This window comes from Rhodanobacter caeni, assembly GCF_039523575.1.
In the GTDB taxonomy this organism is placed as follows: Bacteria; Pseudomonadota; Gammaproteobacteria; order Xanthomonadales; family Rhodanobacteraceae; genus Rhodanobacter; species Rhodanobacter caeni.
Genome location: NZ_BAAAFO010000005.1, coordinates 21252 through 43555, shown reverse-complemented (window position 1 = coordinate 43555; position 22304 = coordinate 21252). Strand labels below are relative to the sequence as shown.

20 protein-coding genes and 1 riboswitch are annotated in these 22304 nt (G+C 68.0%); of the genes, 7 read left to right on the top strand and 13 right to left on the bottom strand.

What is annotated here, in order from left to right:
- Nucleotides 1–19: 19 nt before the first annotated feature.
- Together ABD017_RS16085 and ABD017_RS16080 are read right to left on the bottom strand one after the other, a co-directional pair.
- A complete protein-coding gene (locus ABD017_RS16085) occupies nt 20–457 on the bottom strand; it encodes a CopD family copper resistance protein (RefSeq protein ID WP_343883822.1) in 438 nt (145 codons plus the stop codon).
- 92 nt (nt 458–549) lie between these two features.
- Nucleotides 550–1032 (bottom strand): DnrO protein, encoded by a 483-nt coding sequence (locus tag ABD017_RS16080; RefSeq protein ID WP_343883821.1) that lies wholly within the window; start codon nt 1030–1032, stop codon nt 550–552.
- A 308-nt stretch (nt 1033–1340) separates the two neighbouring features.
- Between ABD017_RS16080 and ABD017_RS16075 the strand changes: the two genes are divergently transcribed.
- Nucleotides 1341–3005 (top strand): APC family permease, encoded by a 1665-nt coding sequence (locus ABD017_RS16075; RefSeq protein WP_343883820.1) that lies wholly within the window; start codon nt 1341–1343, stop codon nt 3003–3005.
- Nucleotides 3006–3059: 54 nt separating this feature from the next.
- On the opposite strand, the gene ABD017_RS16070 is transcribed toward ABD017_RS16075, so the two are convergent.
- On the bottom strand, nt 3060–4652 hold the full coding sequence (locus tag ABD017_RS16070; protein WP_343883819.1) for a hypothetical protein: 1593 nt from the start codon (nt 4650–4652) through the stop codon (nt 3060–3062).
- Between the two features lie 28 nt (nt 4653–4680).
- Nucleotides 4681–5127: a DUF3574 domain-containing protein gene (locus ABD017_RS16065; protein WP_343883818.1), complete on the bottom strand. Its 447-nt coding sequence runs from the start codon at nt 5125–5127 to the stop codon at nt 4681–4683.
- A 301-nt stretch (nt 5128–5428) separates the two neighbouring features.
- On the opposite strand from ABD017_RS16065, the gene ABD017_RS16060 reads away from it, so the two are divergent.
- A complete protein-coding gene (locus ABD017_RS16060) occupies nt 5429–7885 on the top strand; it encodes a TonB-dependent receptor plug domain-containing protein (protein WP_343883817.1) in 2457 nt (818 codons plus the stop codon).
- A 165-nt stretch (nt 7886–8050) separates the two neighbouring features.
- Here ABD017_RS16060 and ABD017_RS16055 read toward each other — a convergent pair whose 3' ends face one another.
- The 3 genes from ABD017_RS16055 to metX all read right to left on the bottom strand — a co-directional run bounded on the left by ABD017_RS16055 (nt 8051) and on the right by metX (nt 11407).
- Nucleotides 8051–9130 (bottom strand): homoserine dehydrogenase family protein, encoded by a 1080-nt coding sequence (locus ABD017_RS16055; RefSeq protein WP_343883816.1) that lies wholly within the window; start codon nt 9128–9130, stop codon nt 8051–8053.
- Nucleotides 9127–10314: a cystathionine gamma-synthase gene (gene metB, locus ABD017_RS16050; protein ID WP_343883815.1), complete on the bottom strand. Its 1188-nt coding sequence runs from the start codon at nt 10312–10314 to the stop codon at nt 9127–9129. The genes ABD017_RS16055 and metB overlap by 4 nt, the downstream gene beginning before the upstream one ends.
- A 70-nt stretch (nt 10315–10384) precedes the next feature.
- Nucleotides 10385–11407, bottom strand: a complete 1023-nt coding sequence (gene metX / locus ABD017_RS16045) for a homoserine O-succinyltransferase MetX (protein ID WP_343883814.1) — start codon at nt 11405–11407, stop codon at nt 10385–10387.
- A 79-nt stretch (nt 11408–11486) separates the two neighbouring features.
- Nucleotides 11487–11608, bottom strand: a riboswitch (SAM riboswitch).
- Nucleotides 11609–11750: 142 nt separating this feature from the next.
- Between metX and ABD017_RS16040 the strand changes: the two genes are divergently transcribed.
- Both ABD017_RS16040 and ABD017_RS16035 read left to right on the top strand, forming a co-directional pair.
- Complete coding sequence (locus tag ABD017_RS16040) at nt 11751–12386, top strand: peroxiredoxin (protein ID WP_343883813.1); 636 nt, start codon at nt 11751–11753, stop codon at nt 12384–12386.
- Nucleotides 12387–12491: 105 nt separating this feature from the next.
- Nucleotides 12492–13508, top strand: a complete 1017-nt coding sequence (locus ABD017_RS16035; RefSeq protein WP_343883812.1) for a cysteine synthase A — start codon at nt 12492–12494, stop codon at nt 13506–13508.
- Nucleotides 13509–13680: 172 nt separating this feature from the next.
- On the opposite strand, the gene queA is transcribed toward ABD017_RS16035, so the two are convergent.
- The 5 genes from queA to ABD017_RS16010 all read right to left on the bottom strand — a co-directional run bounded on the left by queA (nt 13681) and on the right by ABD017_RS16010 (nt 18443).
- Nucleotides 13681–14712, bottom strand: coding sequence for a tRNA preQ1(34) S-adenosylmethionine ribosyltransferase-isomerase QueA (gene queA / locus ABD017_RS16030; protein ID WP_343883811.1), 1032 nt, complete (start codon nt 14710–14712; stop codon nt 13681–13683).
- Between the two features lie 101 nt (nt 14713–14813).
- Nucleotides 14814–15416: a response regulator transcription factor gene (locus ABD017_RS16025; protein ID WP_343883810.1), complete on the bottom strand. Its 603-nt coding sequence runs from the start codon at nt 15414–15416 to the stop codon at nt 14814–14816.
- A 64-nt stretch (nt 15417–15480) separates the two neighbouring features.
- On the bottom strand, nt 15481–16692 hold the full coding sequence (locus ABD017_RS16020; protein WP_343883809.1) for a sensor histidine kinase: 1212 nt from the start codon (nt 16690–16692) through the stop codon (nt 15481–15483).
- A gap of 40 nt (nt 16693–16732) precedes the next feature.
- Complete coding sequence (locus tag ABD017_RS16015; RefSeq protein WP_425543756.1) at nt 16733–17512, bottom strand: ABC transporter permease; 780 nt, start codon at nt 17510–17512, stop codon at nt 16733–16735.
- Between the two features lies 1 nt (nt 17513).
- On the bottom strand, nt 17514–18443 hold the full coding sequence (locus ABD017_RS16010) for an ABC transporter ATP-binding protein (RefSeq protein ID WP_343883807.1): 930 nt from the start codon (nt 18441–18443) through the stop codon (nt 17514–17516).
- Between the two features lie 277 nt (nt 18444–18720).
- Here ABD017_RS16010 and ABD017_RS16005 point away from each other — a divergent pair, with 277 nt between their 5' ends.
- From ABD017_RS16005 to upp, 3 genes are all read left to right on the top strand, one after another.
- The gene (locus ABD017_RS16005; RefSeq protein ID WP_343883806.1) at nt 18721–20217 is read left to right on the top strand and encodes an aminotransferase class III-fold pyridoxal phosphate-dependent enzyme; all 1497 of its coding nucleotides are present in this window, start codon (nt 18721–18723) and stop codon (nt 20215–20217) included.
- Nucleotides 20218–20354: 137 nt separating this feature from the next.
- On the top strand, nt 20355–20579 hold the full coding sequence (locus ABD017_RS16000) for a PsiF family protein (protein WP_425543755.1): 225 nt from the start codon (nt 20355–20357) through the stop codon (nt 20577–20579).
- 82 nt (nt 20580–20661) lie between these two features.
- Entirely contained in the window at nt 20662–21306 is a 645-nt protein-coding gene (gene upp / locus ABD017_RS15995; protein ID WP_343883805.1) for a uracil phosphoribosyltransferase, read from the top strand.
- Between the two features lie 35 nt (nt 21307–21341).
- On the opposite strand, the gene pip is transcribed toward upp, so the two are convergent.
- Nucleotides 21342–22298 (bottom strand): prolyl aminopeptidase, encoded by a 957-nt coding sequence (gene pip, locus ABD017_RS15990; RefSeq protein ID WP_343883804.1) that lies wholly within the window; start codon nt 22296–22298, stop codon nt 21342–21344.
- Nucleotides 22299–22304 lie beyond the last annotated feature (6 nt).

Sequence of the window (22304 nt, the reverse complement as noted above, 5' to 3'; positions counted from 1 at the left end):
CTCCTTGGGGAAATGATCGTTACAAGTAGAACATGGTCTTGGCGAGAAACACGATGCCGACCATCAATGCCAGCACCACGCGATGCGTGTGCCTGAAGCGGCATACGTTCATCTTCCCACGGCGCATCGCCCACATCGCGTTGACGAACACGCCAAGCACCGCAAACGCCAGCACCACCTTCAGCAGCAGCCAGTTGCCGAAGCGCGAGCCCACGCAGGCGAAACCGTCGCAGCGGATGTCGAACAGCACGCCGCCGCTGACGAAAAGCAGCACCACCACCACCGGCATGAAGCGCCGCACCCGCGCCATCACCGCCTGCTCGATGCGCTGCATGGTGGCCGTGTCGAACCGCTTGTGCAGCGACTCGACCACCAGTACCTCGAACGCCACCGCGCCCACGAAAACGATGGCGCAGGCGAGGTGGAGCAGGACGATCCAGGGATACCAGGTGGACATGGGCGTACCGCGAATGCATGACGAGGCCGCCACTATCGGCCGCCCGGCCGGCAGCGGCCATGACCTGCATCAACGATGCCGCGGTGATGTTTTCAATCGTCGGACACCACCGGCAGCGGCGTGTCCCAGCCAGGGTCGTCGAAGTAGTGCGGATAACGCGCAAGCGCCTCGCGCATGGTCGCCACCGCCGCGACGTCGCCGGGGTTGGCCTTCAGTGACTGCGCCGCGCCGAGCAAGGGCACCAGGATGCCGTGCAAGGCGGCATCCGGCTCGGCGCTCAGCTTGCAGTGGGCAAACATGAAGTGGACCGCCGCCTCGACATCGGCGGCACGATCGACGGCCATCGCCGCGCTCATGTGGCCCATCTCGTAATGGCGCAACTGCTCCACCGCGGTGTTGGCGCGACGGATGCCCTGGCGCAACGGCGCGTCGGGAATCCAGCGCTGCGCCGGCGCCGGTGCCTCGGTTGCAGCCTCGTGTCCAGCATGCCCATGGACATGCTGCGCAGAAGCCTGGACCGGAACGGCGATTGCAAGCGCACAGGCCAGGGCGAGAACGGTGCAGAGGGGCTTCATGCGGAGCGACTCCAACAGGCGGCAAGCGTGCCGCGGACGAGGCGATGCTAGCGCGTCATCGCGCGCCGCCGGGTGACCCATGTCAGTTCGGGCAGCGCCGTTTGCACGCACCCGCCGCGCGGCATGCGCGGGATCGCATCGCGGATGAACGCAATGTCGGTGGGGCCGCCTCCACCGGCCTGCACGCCTCGTCGCGTCGGGCCGTGGGAGGCGCCGAACGCCATGACCAGTGGTAGATGACAGCCGCCGTTGGACTCTGCAACCATCGGGCTCTTTTTTCTCGCGCCAGCGCCCGCACAGGAGTTTCCATGTCCCAAGCCAGCCAGATTCGCCGCGACGTGGGGCCGTTCGCCCTGATGCTTACCGGCCTGGGTTCAATCATCGGCTCGGGCTGGCTGTTCGGTGCATGGCGGGCGGCGCAGATTGCCGGCCCCGGCGCCATCTGGGCCTGGGTGATCGGCGCGGCGATCATCATGACGGTGGCGCTGACCTATGCCGAGTTGGGCGCGATGTTTCCCGAATCCGGCGGCATGGTGCGCTACGGGCATTATTCGCACGGCTCGCTGGTGGGTTTCATCGCAGCGTGGGCGAACTGGATCGCCATCGTGTCGGTGATCTCGGTGGAGGCGGAAGCCTCGACCCAGTACATGTCGTCGTGGAAATGGCAGTGGGCCCAAGGCCTGTACCACCAGGTACCCGGCAGCCACGGCGAACTGAGCACGCTGGGCCTGATGATCGCCGGCGCGCTGGTGGTGGTGTATTTCCTGTTCAACTACTGGAGCGTGAAGCTGTTCGCGCGCTCCAACACCGCGATCACGCTGTTCAAGCTGGTGATCCCCGCGCTCACCGCGCTGCTGCTGATCGCCAGCGGCTTCCATGCCGAAAACTTTGCGGTCGGCATTCACGGCGAACTGCACGAAACGGACTTCCCCTCGATCCTCACCGCGGTGGCGATCGCCGGCATCGTGTTCAGCTTCAACGGCTTCCAGAGCCCGGTGAACCTGGCCGGCGAGGCGCGCAACCCAGGCCGCAGCATCCCGTTCGCGATCGTCTGCTCGATCCTGCTGGCCACGGTGGTCTACGTGCTGCTGCAGGTGGCGTTCATCGGCGCGGTACCGCGCGAGATGCTGGCCAACGTGGGCTGGCACGGCATCAACTTCAGCTCGCCGTTCGCCGACCTGGCGATCATCCTGGGCATGCAGTGGCTGGCCACGCTGCTGTTCATCGACGCGGTGGTCAGCCCCAGCGGCACCGGCATGACCTACACCGCCACCACCGCGCGCATGCTCTACGGCATGGAGCGCAACGGCACGCTGCCGAAAATCCTGGGGCGCGTGCATCCGAAGTGGGGCGTGCCGCGGCCGGCGATGTGGGTGAACCTGGCGGTGTCGTTCATGTTCCTGTTCTTTTTCCGCGGCTGGGGCGCGCTGGCGGCGGTGATTTCGGTGGCAACGATCATTTCCTACCTCACCGGCCCGGTCAGCGTGATGACCCTGCGCCGCACCGCACCGGAGTTGATCCGCCCCCTGCGATTGAGCGGCCTGCCGCTGCTGGCCGGCGTCGCCTTCGTCATGTCCACCGAGCTGCTGTACTGGGCCAAGTGGCCGCTGACCGGCCAGATCATCCTGCTGATGGTGGTCGCGCTGCCGGTGTATTTCTATTACCAGGCCAAGGCCGGCTGGCACGACTTCGGCCGGCAGATGAAGGGTGCCTGGTGGCTGGTGTTCTACCTGCCCACGCTGGCCGTGGTGTCCTGGGCCGGCAGCACCACGTTTGGCGGCAAGGGCTACCTGTCGTACGGCTGGGACCTGGTGGTGGTGGCCGTGATCGGGCTGGTGTTCTACCTGTGGGGCGTGAAGAGCGGTTGGCGCACGCCGTCGGTGGAAGCGGCACAGCTGGAAGCGCGCGTCGACCCGGGCCAGCCGCTGGTACCGCCGGACGAGGAAACCGCCGAGCGCATCACCGGGCACTGAGCCGCGCCCTTCCGATCGACGCGAACGCGCGGCCACGAGCCGCGCGTTCGCGTTTCAGCGTACCGCACCGTTGGCGCGCCGCAAACCGCCCAGCGACAGCAGCACCAGCACCACGGCCAGCACCAGGTAGGCCCCGGCGAACTGCCACACCATGCCCTGCAGCGGCGCATCCAGCTGCCACGGCAGGTAGATGCCGCCGGACAACTCCACCGAGTGGATCACGCCGAACAGACTCAGCGCCGCGCCCAGCAGCAGGATCAGCGCGGCGCGCAACGGACGCGCATCGATCAGCGCCACCACGAAGCTGGCCCACACCATCGCGGTGATGATGAAACCGTTGCCCAGCACGGTGATCACCGCCAGTTCCGGAATGCCGTGCGCGCCGTCGTTGAACAACCGCGCGAAATGTTCCGGCGACACGTAGGCCGGGTCGCTGAGCTTGATCGTCAGCATCCGCGCGATCGCCGGGAAGAAGCTGAACACCACCGCCGCCGCGTAGCGCACCGGCGTGGCCTCGAACGCCTGCACGGTGATGCCGATGGCCACGAACACCAGGATCGGCGCCAGCACCGGCAGCGGCAGCAGTTCGACCAGATTGGACAGGTAGCCGAAGATGCCGCCCAGCCCGATCACGATGCCGGTGAGCAGCGTATAGCCGCTGCGTGCACCCATCGCCTTGTACGCGGGTTGGCCGATGTACGGCGTGGTCTGCGCCACCCCACCGCAGAAGCCCGCCGCCAGCGTAGCCAGCGCCTCCACCAGCAGGATGTCGCGGGTCGAATAATCGTCGCCCGCCGCCCGCGCGCTCTCGGTGACGTTGATGCCGCCCACCACCATCAGCAGGCCGAACGGCAGGATCAGCGGCAGGTACGGCACCACGTACGCCAGCCCGTCAACCCATTGCAGCGTCGGCCACGGCAACGCGAAGCGCCACTGCCATGCGGCTGGCGCGTGATAGCCCGCGCCCAGCCAGCCCAGCGGCCCCAGCAAGTAATACAGCAGCGCGCCAACCACGAACGCCACCAGCACGCCGGGCAACCCGAACGGCATGCGCGCCCTGGCCACCAGCGCGTACAGCACCACGCCGAGCCCGGCGAAGCCCACCACCGGCAGCTTCAGGATTTCCACCAGCGGCAGGAAGCCCATCAGCACCAGCGCGATGCCGGCGATCGAACCGAGCAGGCCGGCGCGCGGCACGTGCCGCTGCACCATCGCGCCGAAGAACGACAGCACGAACTTCAGCACGCCCATCACCACCAGCGAAGCCATGCCCAGCTGCCAGGTGGCGATTGCCGCCGCATGCTCGTCCATGCCGCCCTGCCGGAAGCCGAGGAAGGCCGGCCCCAGCACCAGCAACGCCATGCCGATGCTGGTGGGCGCATCCAGCCCCAGCGGCATCGCGGTGACATCGTCGCGCCCGTTGCGCCGCGCCAACCGGCGCGCCATCGCCGTGTAGGCCAGGTTGCCCAGCAGCACGCCGAAGGCGGTGCCGGGAAACATGCGCAGGAAAACGATGTCGGCGGGAAAGCCGAAGATGCCGATCAGCGCCGCGGCGAGGAAGGCCATGATGGACAGGTTGTCCACCACCAGGCCGAGGAAGCCATTGAGGTCGCCGGGGGCGAACCAGCGGTTGCGCGAAGTCGTCACGTGGGAAGCCTGCAGGTGAAAGGGCGGGTCAGAACGACACGTCGGCGGGCTGCGTCACGCGCAGTACCGACTGGTCGCCGGTGCGCTGCTTCCACGCCGCGCGGATCGCCTCGACCTTGGCGCGGTTGGCCGGCGTGTCGGGGTAGTCGATCACCAGCATCTTCGAGCGCAGCCGCTCGGGATGGGCCTGCTGCCTGCCCTGCCACTGGCCGTAGACGTCGATCACGCTGAGCCCGTCGGGAAAGCGCGTGCTGACCTCGCGGTCGAGGAACTCACGCCACGCCTGCTCGCTGATGCCCTGCTGCGGCTGGTCGGCCAGGCCCAGGCCGAAATACAGTCGGGTGTCGACCCAGCCCTGGGTCTGCGCCGGATGCGCGGCATCGCCGTGCAGCACGGCGTCGGCAACGCCCGGTTGCGTGGCGCAGCCGGCCAGCAGCGCCAGCAGTCCCAGGCTCAAAAGCAAACGAAATTTCATTAGCACATTTCCGATGATCATTTGGACGTCTATACGTATAGACGGGTTTGGCGATAGAGTATTGGCAGCAACCTCGTCGCGAGGCAACCCTTGTCTTTCGCCAGCGGCGTTGCCCTCGCCCAGGGACTTGCCACGACGTGCATCACGACCATCGCCACGAAAAGCTCATGCCACGGCGCATGACGCCGCGGTGCCGCCGCTGTCGCTGAGATTCCCTCCGCGACGCCATCCGCGCCGCCCCACTCCCACATCCCCGCCATCGCGTCCCCGCCGATGGCACGCGCCATCGAAGGAACCGCTCATGTCCACCGCCATCGCCCTCCCGCGGCACAGCCGCCTTTATACCGCCGTGCTGCTGGCCGGTCTCGCCACGTTGCCCGCCCACGCCCAGCAGGCCGACGCCGACCAGGCCAGGACGCTGGATCAGGTGGTGGTGACCGGCGTGCGTGCCAGCAGCCGTACCGCGCTGGAATCGCCGGTGCCGATCGACGTGCTCACGCCGGACGACCTGCGCGACGCCGGCGCGCTGAACGGCGAACTTGGCCAGGCACTGGCCAACCTGCTGCCCTCGTTCAATTTCCCGCGGCAGTCCAATTCCGGCGGTTCCGATCACGTGCGCGCCGCGCAATTGCGCGGGCTCTCGCCCGACCAGGTGCTGGTGCTGGTCAACGGCAAGCGCTTCCACACCTCGGCCCTGGTCAACACCGACACCAAGATCGGCCGCGGCACCACGCCGGTGGATTTCAACGCGATCCCGATCAGCGCGATCAAGCGCATCGAGGTGCTGCGCGACGGCGCCGGTGCGCAATACGGCTCCGACGCCATCGCCGGCGTGGTCAACATCATCCTCAAGGATTCGCCAGAAGGCGGCGAACTGGAGAGCAGCTACGGCGTCAACCACACCTACTTCGCCCCCAGCCAGCAAACCCTCACCGATGGCCAGAGCAGCTACGGCGCCGCCAATTTCGGCACCCGGCTGGGCGGCAGCGGTTTCCTGCGCGCGGGCGTGGAAGTGACCCACCACGACGCCACCAACCGCGCCGGCCTGGACACCGTGCCGGACTGGCTGGCCGATCCCACGCCGGCCAACCTGGCCCTGCGCGGCAAGCGCAACTACGCGGCCGGCGATCCGCAGAGCGAGAGCTACAACGGCTGGCTCAACAGCGAGATCCCGCTGGGCGACACGGCCAGGCTCTACTGGTTCGGCACCTATACCCAGCGCCATACCATCGGCGACAACTATTTCCGCTACCCGGACAGCAGCGCCAACATCCCCTCGATCTACCCCGAGGGCTACCGGCCCGAATCGCTGGGCCACAACCGCGACGTGCAAACGGCGGCCGGCGTGAAGGGCACCGCCGGCGAGTGGAGCTACGACGGCAGCTTCAACTGGGGCAGCAACGGCTTCGACTACGACTTGCGCCACTCGCTCAATGCGTCGCTGGGCGCGGACAGCCCCACGGCGTTCCACATCGGCAGCTACCGCTTCGACCAGGGCAGCGCCAACCTCGATGCCAACCGCGCGTTCGACGTGGGCGAGCGCTCGCTCACTCTCGCCGTGGGCGGCGAATTCCGCCGCGAGAGCTTCGTGACCCGGCCGGGTGACCCGGCCTCGTACGCGGTCGGTCCGGTACTCGACGCGCCGGCCGGCGCGCAGGCCGGCGGCGGCCTGCAGCCGCAGGACGCGGCCAATCTTTCGCGCCACGTCAAGGCGGTGTACGCGGAGGTTTCCAGCGACCTCACCGATCACCTGTTCGTCGATGCGGCCACCCGCTACGAGCACTACAGCGACTTCGGCGGCAACTGGAGCGGCAAGCTCAGCGCGCGCTGGGAGTTCGTTCCGGGCTTCGCGCTGCGCGGCGCGGCCTCCAACAACTTCCGCGCGCCGTCGCTGAGCCAGATCGGCTTCGAGTCCACCACCACCGGCTACGGCGCCGACGGCAAGCTGGTCACCGGGCGCATCCTGTCGGTGAACAACCCGATCGCGCGGGGTCTGGGCGCGGTGCCGCTGACGCCGGAGAAGTCGCGCAACTTCAGCCTGGGCCTCACCGCGCAGCTCGGCGGTGGCTTCGACGCCAGCCTGGACGTCTACCAGATCATCATCGACAATCGCGTCACCCTGTCGCAGACCATCCGCAGCGACGGCCTGGAGGACTACATCCTGCAGCAGTTCGGCGTGCCGGGCGTGCAGAGCGTGGCGTTCTTCACCAACGCGGTGGACACGCGCACGCGCGGCGCCGAACTGGTGGGCAACTACCGCACGCCGCTGGCCGGCGGCCAGTTGCTGCTGACCGCCGCGTACAGCCACAACAAGACCGACATCCGCAAAGTACGCGACACACCGGCGCAACTGACCGCGATCGGCGCCGGCAACGTGCTGTTCGGCGACGAGGAGCGCAACACGCTGACCGACGCCGCGCCGCGCCAGCGCGGCTCGTTCAGCGCCCGCTGGGACAGCGCACGCTGGGGATTGCTGGGCCGCGTGATCCGCCAGGGTGCGACCACCCGCGTGTTCGATTTCGGCGATGGCTACGAGCCGACACAGACCTATGCGGCACGCTGGCAGCTCGATGCGGAGGTGGCGTTCCACGCCACGCCGCGCTTCACCCTCGCGCTGGGCGGCTACAACCTCACCAACCAGTACCCGACCCGCTCCAACAGCGACATCAACTACGCGGAGAATTTCCCGTACGACGTGATCTCGCCGATCGGCAACAACGGCGCCTACTGGTACGGCCGGGTGCGCTACGCGTTCTGAGGGCCGACGTCGCTCCCGCCTCGCGCGGGAGCGTTTTTTTTGCCCGTAGGAGCGGCTTCAGCCGCGATACTTTCCTGTCACGGCCCGCGGAATGGATTTCCCATGGGGCACGTGGCGAAGAGCATCGCGACTGAAGTCGCTCCTACAAAGCGGTCGCGGCGAGGCTCAGCCCAACGCCAGCACGTCGCCAAGCAGCGCCTGCGCCGTCACTTCCGGACCGGCGCCCGGCCCCTGGATCACCAGTGGCGTGGTGTTGTAGCGGGTGGTGGTGATGGCGAACTGGTTGTCGGTGCCGTTGAGCCGTGCGGCCGGGTGGCTCGGCGCAACTTCCACCAGGCCGACGCGGGCACGGCCGCGCTGGTTGAGGCGGGCCAGGTAGCGCAGCACGTTGCCGCGTGATTGGGCATCGGCGTGGCGTGCGGCCAACGGGGCATCGAGCTCTTCCAGCCGGGTGAGGAACTGCTCGGTGTCCAGATCGCGCAGGGATTCGGGCACCAGGCTTTCCACGATCACCTCTTCGCTGCCCAGGGCGAAGCCGGCGTTGCGGGCCAGGATGAGCAGTTTGCGCGCCACGTCCTCACCGGAAAGGTCGGCACGCGGGTCGGGCTCGGTATAGCCGAGCTTGCGCGCGTCGCGCAGCAGCGCGGAGAACGGCTGGCTGCCGTCGTACTGGTTGAACAGGTAGGACAGCGAGCCGGAGAACACGCCTTCCAGCGTGAGCAGGCTGTCGCCGCAACCAAGCAGGCGGCGCAACGTGGAGATCACCGGCAAGCCGGCGCCGACCGTGGCGGCATCGCCGTAGCTGCCGCCATGGGCACGGGCCGCCTGCAGCGCGCGCCAACCGGAAAGATGCCCGCCCGCCAGCGACTTGTTCGCCGTGACCACGTGATAGCCGCGTGCCAGCCAGTCGGCGTGGCGCGAAGCCAGCGCCGTACAGGCGGTGGCGTCGACCACGACTTTCAAGCGGTTGCCGCTGGCGTCCAGCGCCGCCAGCAGGGCGTCGTCGTCGCGCGGCTGGCCGTGCTGCTGCCAGGAACCGCGCAACTCGCGCGAGGCGATGCCGTCCGCGTCGATCTGCTGCTGGCGCGAGTTGGCCACGCCGATCAGGCGCACGTGCTTCGCCACCGGGGTTTTCAACAGCTCCAGCAGGGCGCCGCCCACCACGCCGGTGCCCAGCAGCACCAGGGCGATGTCGGCGGTGTCGCGACGGACGAAGGGCGATGCGTCACTGGCCGGCACACTCATGCGCTGACCCGACGTTTGGAGAGCACCGCCTGCGCGCGTTCCAGCGCGCCGTCCAGATCCCGCAACAGGTCGTCGCCGTCCTCGATGCCCACCGAGAGGCGCAGCAGGCTGTCGGCGATGCCGGCCGCGCGGCGCGCCTCCGGTGCCATCGAGGCATGCGTCATCGACGCGGGATGGGCCACCAGGCTCTCCACGCCGCCCAGCGACTCGGCCAGCGAGAAATATTCGAGGCCGTTGACGAAGGCCTCGACCTGCTGCAGATCGCCATCGAGCTCGAAGCTCAGCATCGCGCCGAAGCCTTTCTGCTGGCGCGCCGCCAGCGCGTGGCCGGCATGGCTCGCCAGCCCCGGGTAGTAGACCTTGCGCACGGCGCCGTGGGACTCCAGCCGCGCGGCGATGCGCTCGGCGTTTTCCTGGTGCTGGCGCAGCCGCACCGACAGCGTGCGCAGGCCGCGCAAGGTGAGGTAGCTGTCGAACGGCGCGCCGGTGAGACCATTGCAGTTGGCCCACCACTTCAGCTGGTCGACAACCGCTGCGTCGCGCGCCACCACCGCGCCGCCGACCACGTCGCTGTGGCCGTTGATGTACTTGGTGGTGGAATGCAGCACCACGTCCGCACCCAGCGCCAGCGGCTGCTGCAACGCCGGCGACAGGAAGGTGTTGTCCACCACCACCAGTGCGCCCACCGCGTGGGCCGCCTGGGTCACGTGGCGCACGTCGGTGATCCGCAGCAGCGGGTTGGACGGGGTTTCCACCCAGACCAGCGCCGGCTTGCTGGCCAGGCCGCGGGCCAACGCGGCGGGGTCGGTGAGGTCGGCGAATTCCAGCGTGAAACGGCCCTTCTTCGCCCAGGCGTCCAGCAGCCGCCAAGTGCCACCGTAGCAATCGTGCGCCGCCAATACCCTTGCCCCGGCCGGCACCAGCTCCAGCGCCAGCGCCACCGCCGACATGCCGCTGGAGGTGATCACGCCACCGGCGCCCTGCTCCAGCTCGGCCAGCGCATTGCCCAGCAGGTCGCGCGTGGGGTTGCCGCTGCGCGAGTAATCGTAGACGCGCTTGTTGCCGAACCCGGCGAAGCTGTAGTTGCTGGACAGGTGCAGCGGCGGCACCACGGCGCCGTGCTGGGTGTCGCTCTCGATGCCGGCACGCACCGCGCGGGTGCTGGGGGCGGAAGTCTCGCTCATGGGGTTCTCCGGATTCCTTGTGTAGCGGTGTATGCGCAATGGCTCGAGGGCGGACAGGCCGCGGGGGCGTTCAACGCAGGGCCTGGCGCAACAGCGGCACCAGTTGTTCGGGTTCTTTCAGGAAGGCGTCGTGGCCGTACGGCGACTCCACCACTTCGAGCGTGGCCGGCCCATGCAGCCGGCGCTGCAGCTCGCACAGGTCGGCCAGCGGCACCAGCCGGTCGGACGGAAAGCCGATCAGCGTGGACGGCGCGTGCACCTGCTCGGGCGCCACCTCGTGCAGGTCGATCGATTCGGACAGGGCCAGGAACCGGTCGGCGTCAAAGCGCTCCACGAAGCGCTGGCCGGCGTGGTCGAGGTAGTCCTCCACCGGGAAGTGGAAGCGGTCGCCGCGCCACTGCGGCTCGCCGGAAAAACGGCGGCCGAACTCGGCGCTGCCGCGGTAGGTGGTCATCGCCAGCTGACGTGCCAGCGACAGCGCCTGATCCACCTCCCCCGTGGCCTGGCCCATGCGCACGATGCCGCGCTGCACGCTGCGCTGGGCGGTGGACAGCGGGTGCGAGCGGTGGGCGCCGGCCAGCAATACCAGCCGGCCGACATGGCGCGGATGGCGCTGGGCGAACGCGAGCGCGGTCATCGCGCCATAGGAGGCGCCGACGAAGGCATGCAGCTGGGCGATGCCCAGGGCGCTCAGCAACGCGGCCAGCGCGTCGGCCTGGTCCTCGCTGGACACCGCGGCGGCGTTCAATTCGTTCGGGGTCAGCCAGTCGATAGCCAGCACCCGGTAGTGATCCAGGTCCACGCCGCCACCGGCGGATACCAGCGACTGCCACCAGCCGGGCGTGCCGCTCTCGTCCAGGGTGGTGACATCGCGGGTGGCCGAGATGCCGCCCAGCACCGCCACCGTGGGCGCGTCGGCCGCGCCGCACCACAGGTAGCGCACGTCGACTTCGCACGGGCCCTTGCCGTACTTGGGCGTCAGCGTCAGCCGCCGGCTGCTGCGCTGCGTGCCGAGCTCGCCACGCGCACGCGTCGCCGGAAACTCCACGATGGAGGCCGTGTGGGTCGGGCTGATTTCGGGCTGACGGGTCATGCGGCTCTCCGATCGTCATCGCCTGCGAAGACCGGAAGGGCCGCCCGGCGCAACGGGCGGAATCGCCGGTTACGCATGACGCCCATCTACCGGTTGATGTCGATCCGACACCTCCGCAGGAGTTGGCACCGTCGCGAAAATGCAGCCTCGCAGGTTGCCCCGGCATCCAAGGGCCTGTCCCTCCGCCGGTCTCGATGAGTGACGCGCACACTAAATGCTTTATGGAGACCTGTCAATAGCCGTCTAAACATCTAAACGCATATATGTTTATTCGAACATGCCATTAGCCTTTGACGCCCCGTGGACGCATGCTCGTTGGCACCAACTACCGGAGAACCTTCCCATGAGCCTTCAGCTTGGCGACACCGCCCCCGACTTCACCATCGACTCCACCGCCGGGTCGACCAATTTCTACGAGTACGCGGGCAACAGCTGGGTGGTGTTCTTCTCGCACCCGAAGGATTTCACCCCGGTGTGCACTACCGAGCTGGGCGCGTTCGCCCGCCGCAAGGGCGAATTCGACGCCCGCAACACCAAGCTGATCGGCCTGTCGGTCGACTCGGTCGCCGACCATCACGGCTGGGCCAAGGACATCCAGGACGTGGGCGGCACCGCGCTGAACTACCCGCTGCTGGCCGACCAGGACCGCAAGGTCGCCGGGCTGTACGGCATGATCCATCCGAAGGCCGACTCCACCGCCACCGTGCGCTCGATCTTCTTCATCGACCCGAACAAGAAGGTGCGCACCGTGCTGACCTACCCGGCCAGCGCCGGCCGCAACATCGACGAAGTGCTGCGCATCCTCGACTCGCTGCAGCTCACCGACGGCCGCAAGCTGACCACCCCGGTCGACTGGAAGGCCGGTGAGGACGTGATCATCGCGCCGTCCGTATCCGACGAAGAGGCCAAGGCGATCTACCCGAACGGCTGGAAGACCCTGAAGTCGTACCTGCGCCTGGTGCCGCCGCCGGCCGCCTGAGCGCGACCACTGCGCAACACCCCGTGCCTCCATCCGTTCTGCGGATGGGGGCACAATCGTTGATATGCGTCACTATTGAAACTTTCGTCCACGGCCACACCGCTCATGAGTATTCGCCCCGATCTTTCCGCCAGCGTGGGACACACCCCGCTGCTGCGTCTGCGCCATGCCTCCGAACTCACCGGTTGCGACATCCTGGCCAAGGCGGAGTTGATCAACCCCGGCGGCTCGATCAAGGACCGCACCGCGCTGGGCCTGATCCTCGATGCCGAACAACGCGGCGAGCTGCTGCCCGGCGGCATCATCGTGGAAGGCACCGCGGGCAATACCGGCATCGGCCTGACCCTGATCGGCGCCAGCCGCGGCTACCGCACCGTAATCTTCATGCCCGAGACGCAGAGCCGCGAGAAGATCGACACCTTGCGCGTCTCCGGCGCCGACGTGCGGCTGGTACCGGCCGTGCCGTACAGCAACCCCAACCACTATGCGCATCACGCCCGCGCCCATGCCGAGGCGCTGAACGCAGCAAAGCCCGGCAGCGCGTGGTTTGCCAACCAGTTCGACAACACCGCCAACCGCGATTACCACGAGACCACCACGGGCGTGGAAATCTGGGAGGACACGGCAGGCAGGATCGACGGCTTCGTCTGCGCCGCCGGCACCGGCGGCACGCTGGCCGGCGTGGGCCGCGCACTCAAGGCGCGCAACGCGGCCGTGCGCATTGCGCTGGCCGACCCGGCCGGCTCGGCGCTGGCGCACTACATCAACGCGGGCGAGCTGCTGGCCAGCGGCAGTTCGATCAGCGAAGGCATCGGCTCCAGCCGCATCACGGCAAACTTCGCCGACGCCCCGATCGACCTGGCCTGGTCGATCCCGGATGACGAATCGGTGCCGCTGATCCATCGCCTGCTGCACGAGGAAGGCATCTGCGCCGGCGGGTCCAGCGGCGTCAACCTGGCCGGCGCGATCCGGCTGGCGCGCGAGCTGGGCCCGGGCCACATCATCGTCACCATCCTGGCCGACGCCGGCACGCGCTATCAGGCCAAGCTGTTCAACCCGCCGTTCCTGCGCGAAAAAGCCATCCCGGTACCGGCCTGGCTGGACAAGGCGTTTCCGGCCTGATCCCAACGGCGCCCCAAAGTCCATGTCAGTCATTCCTGCGCAAGCAGGAATCCAGTGACTTCAGCCTCTTCGCGCGCCAAGGTCACTGGATCCTCGCTTGACCAGCCTTCGGCTGTTGAAAAGCGTCTCGCGAGGATGACGAGTACATGCACGGGCTGCCCATCCAAACACCTCAACCGGCTGGCGGCAGGATCAGCATCGCGTCGCCGTAGGAGAAGAACCGGTAGCGCTCCGCCACCGCATGGCGGTAGGCATCCAGGATCACCTCGCGCCCGGCCAGTGCCGACACCAGCATCAGCAGCGTCGATTGCGGCAGGTGGAAATTGGTGAGCAGGCCGTCGATGGCGGTGAAGTGGTAGCCGGGAAAGATGAAGATCTGCGTCTCGCCCGCGAAAGGATGCAGCTGGCCATCCCTGCTGGCGCTTTCCAGCGCGCGCACCACCGTGGTGCCCACCGCGATCACCCGCCCGCCGGCGGCGCGGGTGCGCTGGATCTGCCCGATCAGGTGCGCGCCCACGTTGAGCCATTCGCGGTGCATGTGGTGGTCTTCGAGGTTCTCCGCACGCACCGGCTGGAACGTGCCGGCGCCCACGTGCAGCGTGATGTAGCCGGTATCGATGCCGCGCTCGCGCAGCGCGTCCAGCGTGGCCTGGTCGAAATGCAGGCCCGCCGTGGGCGCCGCCACGGCGCCGGGCTCGCGCGCGTAGACGGTCTGGTAGCGCTCCATGTCGCTGGCGTCGGGATGCCGCGCGATGTACGGCGGCAGCGGCATCTCGCCCAGCTTCAGCAACAGTTTCTCCAGCGGCTCGGGCGCCTCGAAACGCAACTGGAAGAAGCCCTCGTCGCGCCCCAGCACCAGCGCGTGGCTGCCATCGGCCAGCTCGATGCGGGCGCCAACCTTCGGCTTCTTGCTGACGCCCAGCTGCACCGTCGCCTCGTGCGCGCCGGTAACGCGCTCGATCAGGATCTCCACCGCACCGCCGGTGCTCTTGTGCCCGAACAGGCGCGCCGGCAACACTCGCGTGTCGTTGAACACCAGCAGATCGCCGGGCCGCAGGATCTGCGGCAACTCGCGAAACATGCGGTCCTGCAACGCGGGCGCGGAAGCATCCAGCAGCAGCAGGCGACTGGCCGAGCGCTGGGCCAGCGGCGCCTGCGCAATCAGCTCGGGCGGCAACTCAAAATCGAAATCGGACTTCTTCACCTGGGACTCGCGTGGCGCCCGCGCCTGGCGGGAAACGGCGCATTATCCCGCAGCGAACGCCGGCCGGCACGCCCGCAGGCCCATGCGCCGTGGCACCGGCGTCAAAGCCAGCCTTTCTGACGTGCCAGCCGGTAGGCCTCGATGCGGTTGCTGACGCCCAGTTTGCCGATCGCCTCGGACAGATAATTGCGCACGGTGCCGTGCGAAAGATTGAGTTGCGAGGCGATGTCGCCCGCGCCCTGCCCTTCGCCGGCCAGGCGCAACACCTGGCGTTCGCGGTCGTTCAGCGGGTCGGCCTCCGACCACGCCTCCAGCGCCAGCTGCGGATCGATCGCGCGGCCACCGCGGTGCACGGTGCGCAGCGCCTCGGCGAGGTTTTCCGCGGGCGCGTCCTTCAGCAGGTAGCCCGACACGCCCGCATCCAGCGCGCGGCGCAGGAAGCCGGGCCGCGCGAAGGTGGTGACGATGACCACCTTGATCGGCAATTCGTGGCGCTTGATGCGCTGCGCCAGCTCCAGCCCGGTCAGGCCGGGCATCTCGATGTCGGTGACCAGCACGTCGGGAACGAGTCGCTGCAGCTCGCGCCAGGCGGTTTCGCCATCGGCTGCCGAACCGAGCACCTCGATGTCCGATTCCAGCCCCAGCAAGGCCGACAGCGCCCCGCGCACCATGGCCTGGTCCTCGGCCAGCAGGATGCGGATCATGCCTCTGCTCCCCGGCCGGCCGCACGCAACGAGCCGGTGGCGATGTTCGACAAGCGGCAGGTTTTCATGCGGCGGGCTGCTCCGAAAGCGTCGTGGTGCGGTCTTGTGGCGCCGGATCGGTGAACGCGGAGGGTGTCTCCACCAGGCGCAGCGCGGGCACCGGCACGACCACCTTCAGGCACGTGCCCTGGCCGCGCGGCGAGTCGATCGTCAAGCTGCCGCCCAGCGCCCGCACCCGTTCGCGCATGCCGCTCAATCCGTTGCCGTCGCCGTCGATGCCGCCGCGGCCGTTGTCGCTGACCTGCATGCAGACGCGGGCGTGCTCGTGCATCCATTCGAACCGCGCGCGGCTGGCCGTGGCGTGGCGCGCGATATTGGTGGCCGCCTCGCGCAGCACCAGCGACAAGCCGCGTTCGATCTCGCCGGGCAGCTCCGGTGGCGGGCCGTAATCCAGGTGCACCGTCGAGGAGGCCAGCAGCAACCGGGCCGATGCCAGTTCGGCGGCCAGGTCCGTCGTGCGGATGCCGGTCACCGCGCTGCGCACTTCGGCCAGGGCGTGACGCGCGACTTTCTCGGCGTCCTCGATCTCGCGCCGGGCGGCGTCGGCATCGCGATCGATCAGCTTGCGCGACAGCTCCAGCTTCAAGGTGATCAGCGACAGCGTATGGCCGAGCAGGTCGTGCAGGTCGCGGCCGATGCGCTCGCGCTCGGCGGTCGCGGCCAGCCGGCGCACCTCGTCATGGGAGAGCTGCAGCTGGGCGTCCTTCTCTTCACTGCTGCGCTCCGCGTTGATCACGATGCCGATGATGAACGAGGTCAGCGGGATGGTGAATATCGCCTGCCAGGGGTACTGCAGCAGCCACGTTTCCAGCAGCAGGGCAGCGTTGAGCGCGGCCAGCGACGCCAGGTACACGTGAAACCGCATGCGGCAGACGCGCAGCATCACGCAGCCATAGACGAAGTAGGTCAGGCCGCTGGGGTACCACGGGACGATGACCATGCTCAGCAGCACCAGCCCCAGCGCGTAGCCGCGTGCGGTGGACCGGGGCGCCACCACGCTCTTGTAGTACAGCAGCAGAAACACCGGGTAGCTGGCCAGCGTGAAGGCTACCCAGCGCGCGTCCCAGCCGTCGCGGCTCCACAGCGGCGTGACGAACAACCAGAACGACCACAGCAGGTGCACCGCATCCACCCATGGCGATTTGCCCCGTCGCAGGGTGGCCGCCGCCAGCGAATCCGGGGCGGGCGAAAGGAAGGTCGCGATGCGTCGATTCATGTCGCTAGCCTCGCCGAGCGTTCGAGCGTCGCATGCTACTTCAACCGTGCCGGCGCAGGCGTCGGGCCGCCAGCAGCGCGAAGCCGGCGGTGACACCCAGCAGCACCGCCAGATGGCCCAGCAGCGGTTCGTCGTTCATTCCCACGGCCGCCAGCGCCAGCCTGTCCAGGTGATAGCTGGGCCACACCGGCGCGATCCGTTGCAGGAAGCTCGGCAGCATCGGCAGCGGAAACCACAGCCCGGACATGAACGACATCGGCAGGTAGATCAGCTGCAGCATGCCCGGTGCGCCCTGCCCCTTGATCAGCGTGCCCACGAACATGCCCAGCGCGCAGAACGGCAACACGCCCAGCGTCCCGGTGAGCAGCAGCGCGCCGGCCTGGGCCACGCCCAGCGCCACATGCCCCAGCGATAGCGCCAGCGCCAGCAACAGCACGATGACGACCGTCGCGGCGGCCATCGCCATCAGCATCTTGCCGAGCAGGTACGCGCCCGGCGGCATCGGCAACGCACGCTTGAAGGTGAGCAGGCCGCCGTCGCGTTCCAGCGCCAGCGACACGCCAAAACCGAACAGGCCCGGGCTCATCACGCCGAACACGCCGTAGCTGGCGAGCAGGTAGCGCGCCGCATCGGCGCCGTTCGCCTTGGCCATCAGCACGCCGAACAGCAGGTAGAACATCGCCGGAAACAGCATGATCGGCAGCATGAAACCGGGCGCGCGCATGTAGCGCAGGCACTCGCTGCGTGCTTCTTCGAGATACGCGCCGATCACGCGACGACGCGGCATGGCCAGGGTCTGGGCAGGCATGGCGGTTTCCATTTCAGGCAGCCTCGCGTTGGTCGGTGCCGGCTGTTTCGGCGGCATCCCGGGTGAGTTCGGTGAACGCCTCGGCCAAGCCGGCACGCTGCACCTCCAGTTCGCGCAAATGCGGGTCGGCCGCGAGCAAACGTCGCACCACGCTCTCGGCGTCGGCGGCGGTGATGTGCAGGCGTTCGTTTTCGCGCTGCACCTCGGAAATCTCCGGCCATCCGTGCAGTGTTTCGGTCGGCAACGCGCTTACGCAGCGAATACGCCGCAGTGCCACGCGTGCCCGCAAGGCCTCGACCGTGCCTTCGTGGATCACCCGGCCGCGCGTCATCACGCAGACACGATCGGCCAGCGCCTCGGCCTCCTCCAGGTAATGCGTGGTCAACAACACCGAGCAACCCTCGGCGATCAGCTGGCGGATCGCCGCCCACAGCCGGTGGCGCGCCTCGATGTCCATGCCCACGGTGGGCTCGTCCAGGAACAGCAGTTCCGGCCGGCCACACAGCGCCAGCGCGAATTGCACACGTCGCTGCTGGCCGCCGGAAAGCCTCGCGTAGGGGCGCTTCAGCAGGTCGCCGATGTCGGCCATGGCGGCGGTTTCCTCCATGCGGCGCGGCGCGGGGTAATAGCTGGCGGTCAGCCGCAGCAGCTCGCCCACGCGCAAGGTGGGTGGCAGCTCGGCGCTCTGCAGCATCACGCCGATGCGCCGACGCGCCTCGATCCGCTGCGGGTCCATGCCGAACAGCTCCACCGTGCCGGCGTCAGCCCGCGCCAAGCCCAGCAGCAAACCGATCGCGGTGGTTTTTCCGGCGCCGTTGGGGCCCAGCAGGGCCAGCAATTCGCCGCGCTGCACCACGAGATCCACGGCATCCAGCGCCGTCTGCCGGCCGTAGCGTCGGGTGGCGCCGGCAAGGCGTGCGACGGTGTTGGAAGCGAGGTTCATGTCGATCTCCACGAGGGCGATTTATCGTGCACGGCACAAGACTTTTCCGGCAGTTGGGGGCGTCAGCCATCACCTGTGACAGACGTCATGGAGGGGTACCGGGCGCCTGCGACGCACGTTATCCTGCCGGCATTGAGGTCGGTTTTTCCCCGCGAAACCTGGCGGCTGACGCAGAAATCAAGCTCGGAAATGCCGGCTACCGCGTATCCCTTCCCGATACGTATGCACTCCTGGCCACGCAGGCAACCACCGGCCGGGAGATCGACGGAGTAGTCAGATGGGCGTGATCGATCAGTTGCGCGAACTGCGCGAATTCGGCGGCAAGCCGAGAACCGGCGGCTTGGATGACGCCAGCATCGAGCGCATGGCGGCGATCGATCCGAACCTGGGCGAGGCGGTCACCGACGCCGTGGCGCGTCATCGCGAACTGCGCACCGACATGGCCGATTTCCTGCGCCTGGACGAAAGCGACCAGCTGACGCGAGCGCAGGCCGGCCTGGTGAACTTCTACCCCGACGATGCCATCAACCCGTACCTGCCGGCGGCCGCGCGCGGGCCGTGGGTGGTGACGCTGAAAGGCGCCGTGCTGCACGACAACGGTGGCTACGGCATGCTGGGTTTCGGCCACAACCAGCCCGCGATCCTGGCCACACTGGCGCGCCCGCAGGTGATGGCCAACGTGATGTCGCCCAGCGTGTCGCAATGGCGCTTCACCCAGGCCATGAACGACGAGCTGGGCCGTCGCCGCGGCGGCAATCCGTACGCGCGCTACATGTGCCTCAATTCCGGCTCCGAATCGGTGACGCTGGCCTGCCGCATCGCCGACGTCAACGCCAAGGCGATGACCGACGCCGGCGCGCGCCACGCCGGGCGCACGATCAAGCGGGTGGCGGTGAAAGGGGCCTTTCACGGCCGCACCGATCGGCCGGCGCTGTATTCCGATTCCAGCCGCAAGGCCTACCAGCAGAACCTCGCCAGCTACCGCCACGAGGACAGCGTGATTACCGTGGCGCCGTACGACGTCGAGCAGCTGCAGAACGTGTTTGCCGAAGCCGAGCAGCATGGCTGGTTCATCGAGGCGATGTTCCTCGAACCGGTGATGGGCGAAGGCGACCCCGGCCGCGCGGTCACGCCCGCGTTCTACCAGGCGGCGCGCACCCTGACCGAGGCGCACGGCAGCCTGTTGCTGGTCGACTCCATCCAGGCCGGCCTGCGCGCCCATGGCGTGCTGTCGATCACCGCCTACCCCGGCTTCGAGGAGCTGCCCCCGCCGGACATGGAGACTTTCTCCAAGGCGCTCAACGCCGGCCAGTATCCGCTCTCGGTGCTGGCGGTGACCGAACGCACCGCGGCGCTCTACCGCAAGGGCACCTACGGCAACACCATGACCGCCAACCCGCGCGCGCTCGACGTGGCGCTGGCCACGCTGGACCTGCTGACCGATGACGTGCGCGACAACATCCGCGCCCGCGGTCGCGAGTTCGTGGACAAGCTCACAGCGCTGAAGGACGAGCTGGGTGGCCTGATCACCAAGGTGCAAGGCACCGGCCTGCTGTTCTCCTGCGAGCTGGCGCCGCAGTACAAGTGCTACGGCGCCGGCTCGATCGAGGAATACCTGCGCGAGCACGGCGTGGGCGTGATCCATGGCGGCGTCAATTCCCTGCGCTTCACCCCGCACTTCAAGGTCACCAGCGCCGAGGTGGACCTTGTCGTGGCCAGCGTGCGCAAGGCCTTGCTGGAAGGGCCGCGGCTCGCCGGCGAGCAGGCCGCCTGAGCCGGCACGCGGCGGCGGGTGACACGGCGACGCTGCGGAATATGGCGTCGCCATCAGGCTTTTCCCACGTCCCCGGCTGCCCCTTCGGATCACACTCGCAGTGGCCGGCGCCCGCCGGTCACACGGAGGATTCAAGGATGTCGATCTCATTGCGTGTACTGGCCGCCAGCGCGGCGCTGGCGTTCGCCGGAAGCACCCTCGCCGCCGCCCCGAAAACGGACGCGCCGCCGGTCAAGCACCGCACCGCGCAACAGCAGCGCATGGCCGATTGCAACAAGCGCGCGACCGGCAAGAAGGGCGACGAGCGCAAGGCGTTCATGAGCTCCTGCCTCAAGAAGAAGGCGGCGCCGGCCGCGCCCTGAATGAAGCAACCGCGACCCCGCGCAGATGCATGCGCGGGGCCGCTTCGTTAAGCTCGAATGCCGCCTAGACCGGCACCCGCCCATGAAGATCGTCGAGGTCCGGCATCCGCTGATCCAGCACAAGCTGGGCCTGATGCGCCACGCCGCCATCAGCACCAGGGAGTTCCGCGCACTGGCCTCCGAAGTGGCCGCGCTACTCACCTACGAAGCGACCAAGGACCTGGAAACTGTCGCGGAGGAAATCACCGGCTGGGCCGGGCCGCTGCAGGTGCACCGCATCAAGGGCAAGAAGATCACCATCGTGCCGATCCTGCGCGCGGGGCTGGGCATGCTGCCCGGCGTGCTCGACATGATCCCCGCGGCCAAAGTCAGCGTGGTCGGCGTGCAGCGCGACGAAGACACGCTGCAACCGAAGACCTATTACGAAAAGCTCAGCGGCCGCATGGACCAGCGCATCGCGCTGATCGTCGACCCGATGCTGGCCACTGCCGGTACGCTGGTCGCCACCGTCGACATGCTGAAAGCCGCCGGCTGCACACGCATCAAGGGCTTGTTCCTCGTGGCTGCGCCCGAGGGCCTGGCGCGCATCGAGGCGGCGCATCCCGACATCGAGATCTACACCGCCTCGATCGATGAACGGCTCAACGAAAACGGCTACATCCTGCCCGGCCTGGGCGACGCGGGCGACAAGATTTTCGGTACCAAGCAGCTGCCGCCGAACGAGTAACCCCGGCATTGTCTTGTTCCTGTGGGAGCAATGCCTCAACGACCGAAGCGATCGGTCGCCTCGATCAACTCATGCAGGTTGCCCGGCTCGAATGCCGAGTGGCCGGCGTCCTGCACGATGCGCAAGTCCGCCTCGGGCCAGGCGCGATGCAGATCCCAGGCACTCTGCAACGGGCAAACCACGTCGTAGCGGCCCTGCACGATCACGGCGGGGATGTGGCGGATGCGATCCACGTTGCGCAGCAGCTGGTCGTCGTGTTCGAAGAAGCCGCCATGCACGAAGTAGTGGCATTCAATGCGCGCGAACGCCAGCGCGAAGTCGTCCTCGCCGCTGGACTGGATATGCGAGGCGTCCTGCCACAGAAAACTGGTGGCGCCCTCCCACACCGACCAGGCGCGTGCCGCGGCGACGCGCGTGCCGGCGTCGGCACTGGTGAGGCGGCGATGGTAGGCACTCATCAGGTCGCCGCGTTCCACTTCGGGGATGGCCCCGAGGTAGGTTTCCCACGCATCCGGGTACAGCGCGTTGCAGCCGTGCTGGTAGAACCACTCCAGCTCCTGCCGGCGCAGCATGAAGATGCCGCGCAGGACCAGCTCGGTGACCTTGTCCGGATGCGTTTGCGCATAGGCCAGCGCCAGCGTGGAGCCCCACGAGCCGCCAAACACCTGCCAGCGGTCGATACCCAGGTGGGCGCGCACGCGCTCGATATCGGCCACCAGGTCCCAGGTGGTATTGCCGCTCAGTTCGGCGTGCGGCGTGGACTTGCCGCAACCGCGCTGGTCGAACAGCACGATGCGATAGACCACCGGGTCGAAGAAACGCCGGCATTTGGGATTGGTGCCACCCCCGGGACCGCCATGCAGAAACACCACCGGCTTGCCCTGCGGGTTGCCGCATTGCTCGTAATACAGCGTGTGCAGGTCGGACACCTTGAGCATCCCGTGGTCGAACGGCTCGATCTCGGGGTACAACGAACGGCGTTCCGGTGACATGGCGAC

What these genes read in the sequence shown, in the direction of transcription:
- ABD017_RS16025 (WP_343883810.1), bottom strand. Translation starts at nt 15,416, where the DNA reads ATGATCCGCATCCTGCTGGCCGAGGACCAGGCCATGGTGCGCGGGGCG.
- ABD017_RS16060 (WP_343883817.1), top strand. Translation starts at nt 5,429, where the DNA reads ATGTCCACCGCCATCGCCCTCCCGCGGCACAGCCGCCTTTATACCGCC.
- ABD017_RS16005 (WP_343883806.1), top strand. Translation starts at nt 18,721, where the DNA reads ATGGGCGTGATCGATCAGTTGCGCGAACTGCGCGAATTCGGCGGCAAG.
- ABD017_RS16065 (WP_343883818.1), bottom strand. Translation starts at nt 5,127, where the DNA reads ATGAAATTTCGTTTGCTTTTGAGCCTGGGACTGCTGGCGCTGCTGGCC.
- pip (WP_343883804.1), bottom strand. Translation starts at nt 22,298, where the DNA reads ATGTCACCGGAACGCCGTTCGTTGTACCCCGAGATCGAGCCGTTCGAC.
- ABD017_RS16055 (WP_343883816.1), bottom strand. Translation starts at nt 9,130, where the DNA reads ATGAGTGTGCCGGCCAGTGACGCATCGCCCTTCGTCCGTCGCGACACC.
- ABD017_RS16015 (WP_425543756.1), bottom strand. Translation starts at nt 17,512, where the DNA reads ATGGAAACCGCCATGCCTGCCCAGACCCTGGCCATGCCGCGTCGTCGC.
- ABD017_RS16035 (WP_343883812.1), top strand. Translation starts at nt 12,492, where the DNA reads ATGAGTATTCGCCCCGATCTTTCCGCCAGCGTGGGACACACCCCGCTG.
- ABD017_RS16040 (WP_343883813.1), top strand. Translation starts at nt 11,751, where the DNA reads ATGAGCCTTCAGCTTGGCGACACCGCCCCCGACTTCACCATCGACTCC.
- upp (WP_343883805.1), top strand. Translation starts at nt 20,662, where the DNA reads ATGAAGATCGTCGAGGTCCGGCATCCGCTGATCCAGCACAAGCTGGGC.
- ABD017_RS16020 (WP_343883809.1), bottom strand. Translation starts at nt 16,692, where the DNA reads ATGAATCGACGCATCGCGACCTTCCTTTCGCCCGCCCCGGATTCGCTG.
- ABD017_RS16075 (WP_343883820.1), top strand. Translation starts at nt 1,341, where the DNA reads ATGTCCCAAGCCAGCCAGATTCGCCGCGACGTGGGGCCGTTCGCCCTG.
- ABD017_RS16085 (WP_343883822.1), bottom strand. Translation starts at nt 457, where the DNA reads ATGTCCACCTGGTATCCCTGGATCGTCCTGCTCCACCTCGCCTGCGCC.
- metB (WP_343883815.1), bottom strand. Translation starts at nt 10,314, where the DNA reads ATGAGCGAGACTTCCGCCCCCAGCACCCGCGCGGTGCGTGCCGGCATC.
- ABD017_RS16010 (WP_343883807.1), bottom strand. Translation starts at nt 18,443, where the DNA reads ATGAACCTCGCTTCCAACACCGTCGCACGCCTTGCCGGCGCCACCCGA.
- ABD017_RS16080 (WP_343883821.1), bottom strand. Translation starts at nt 1,032, where the DNA reads ATGAAGCCCCTCTGCACCGTTCTCGCCCTGGCCTGTGCGCTTGCAATC.
- ABD017_RS16000 (WP_425543755.1), top strand. Translation starts at nt 20,355, where the DNA reads ATGTCGATCTCATTGCGTGTACTGGCCGCCAGCGCGGCGCTGGCGTTC.
- metX (WP_343883814.1), bottom strand. Translation starts at nt 11,407, where the DNA reads ATGACCCGTCAGCCCGAAATCAGCCCGACCCACACGGCCTCCATCGTG.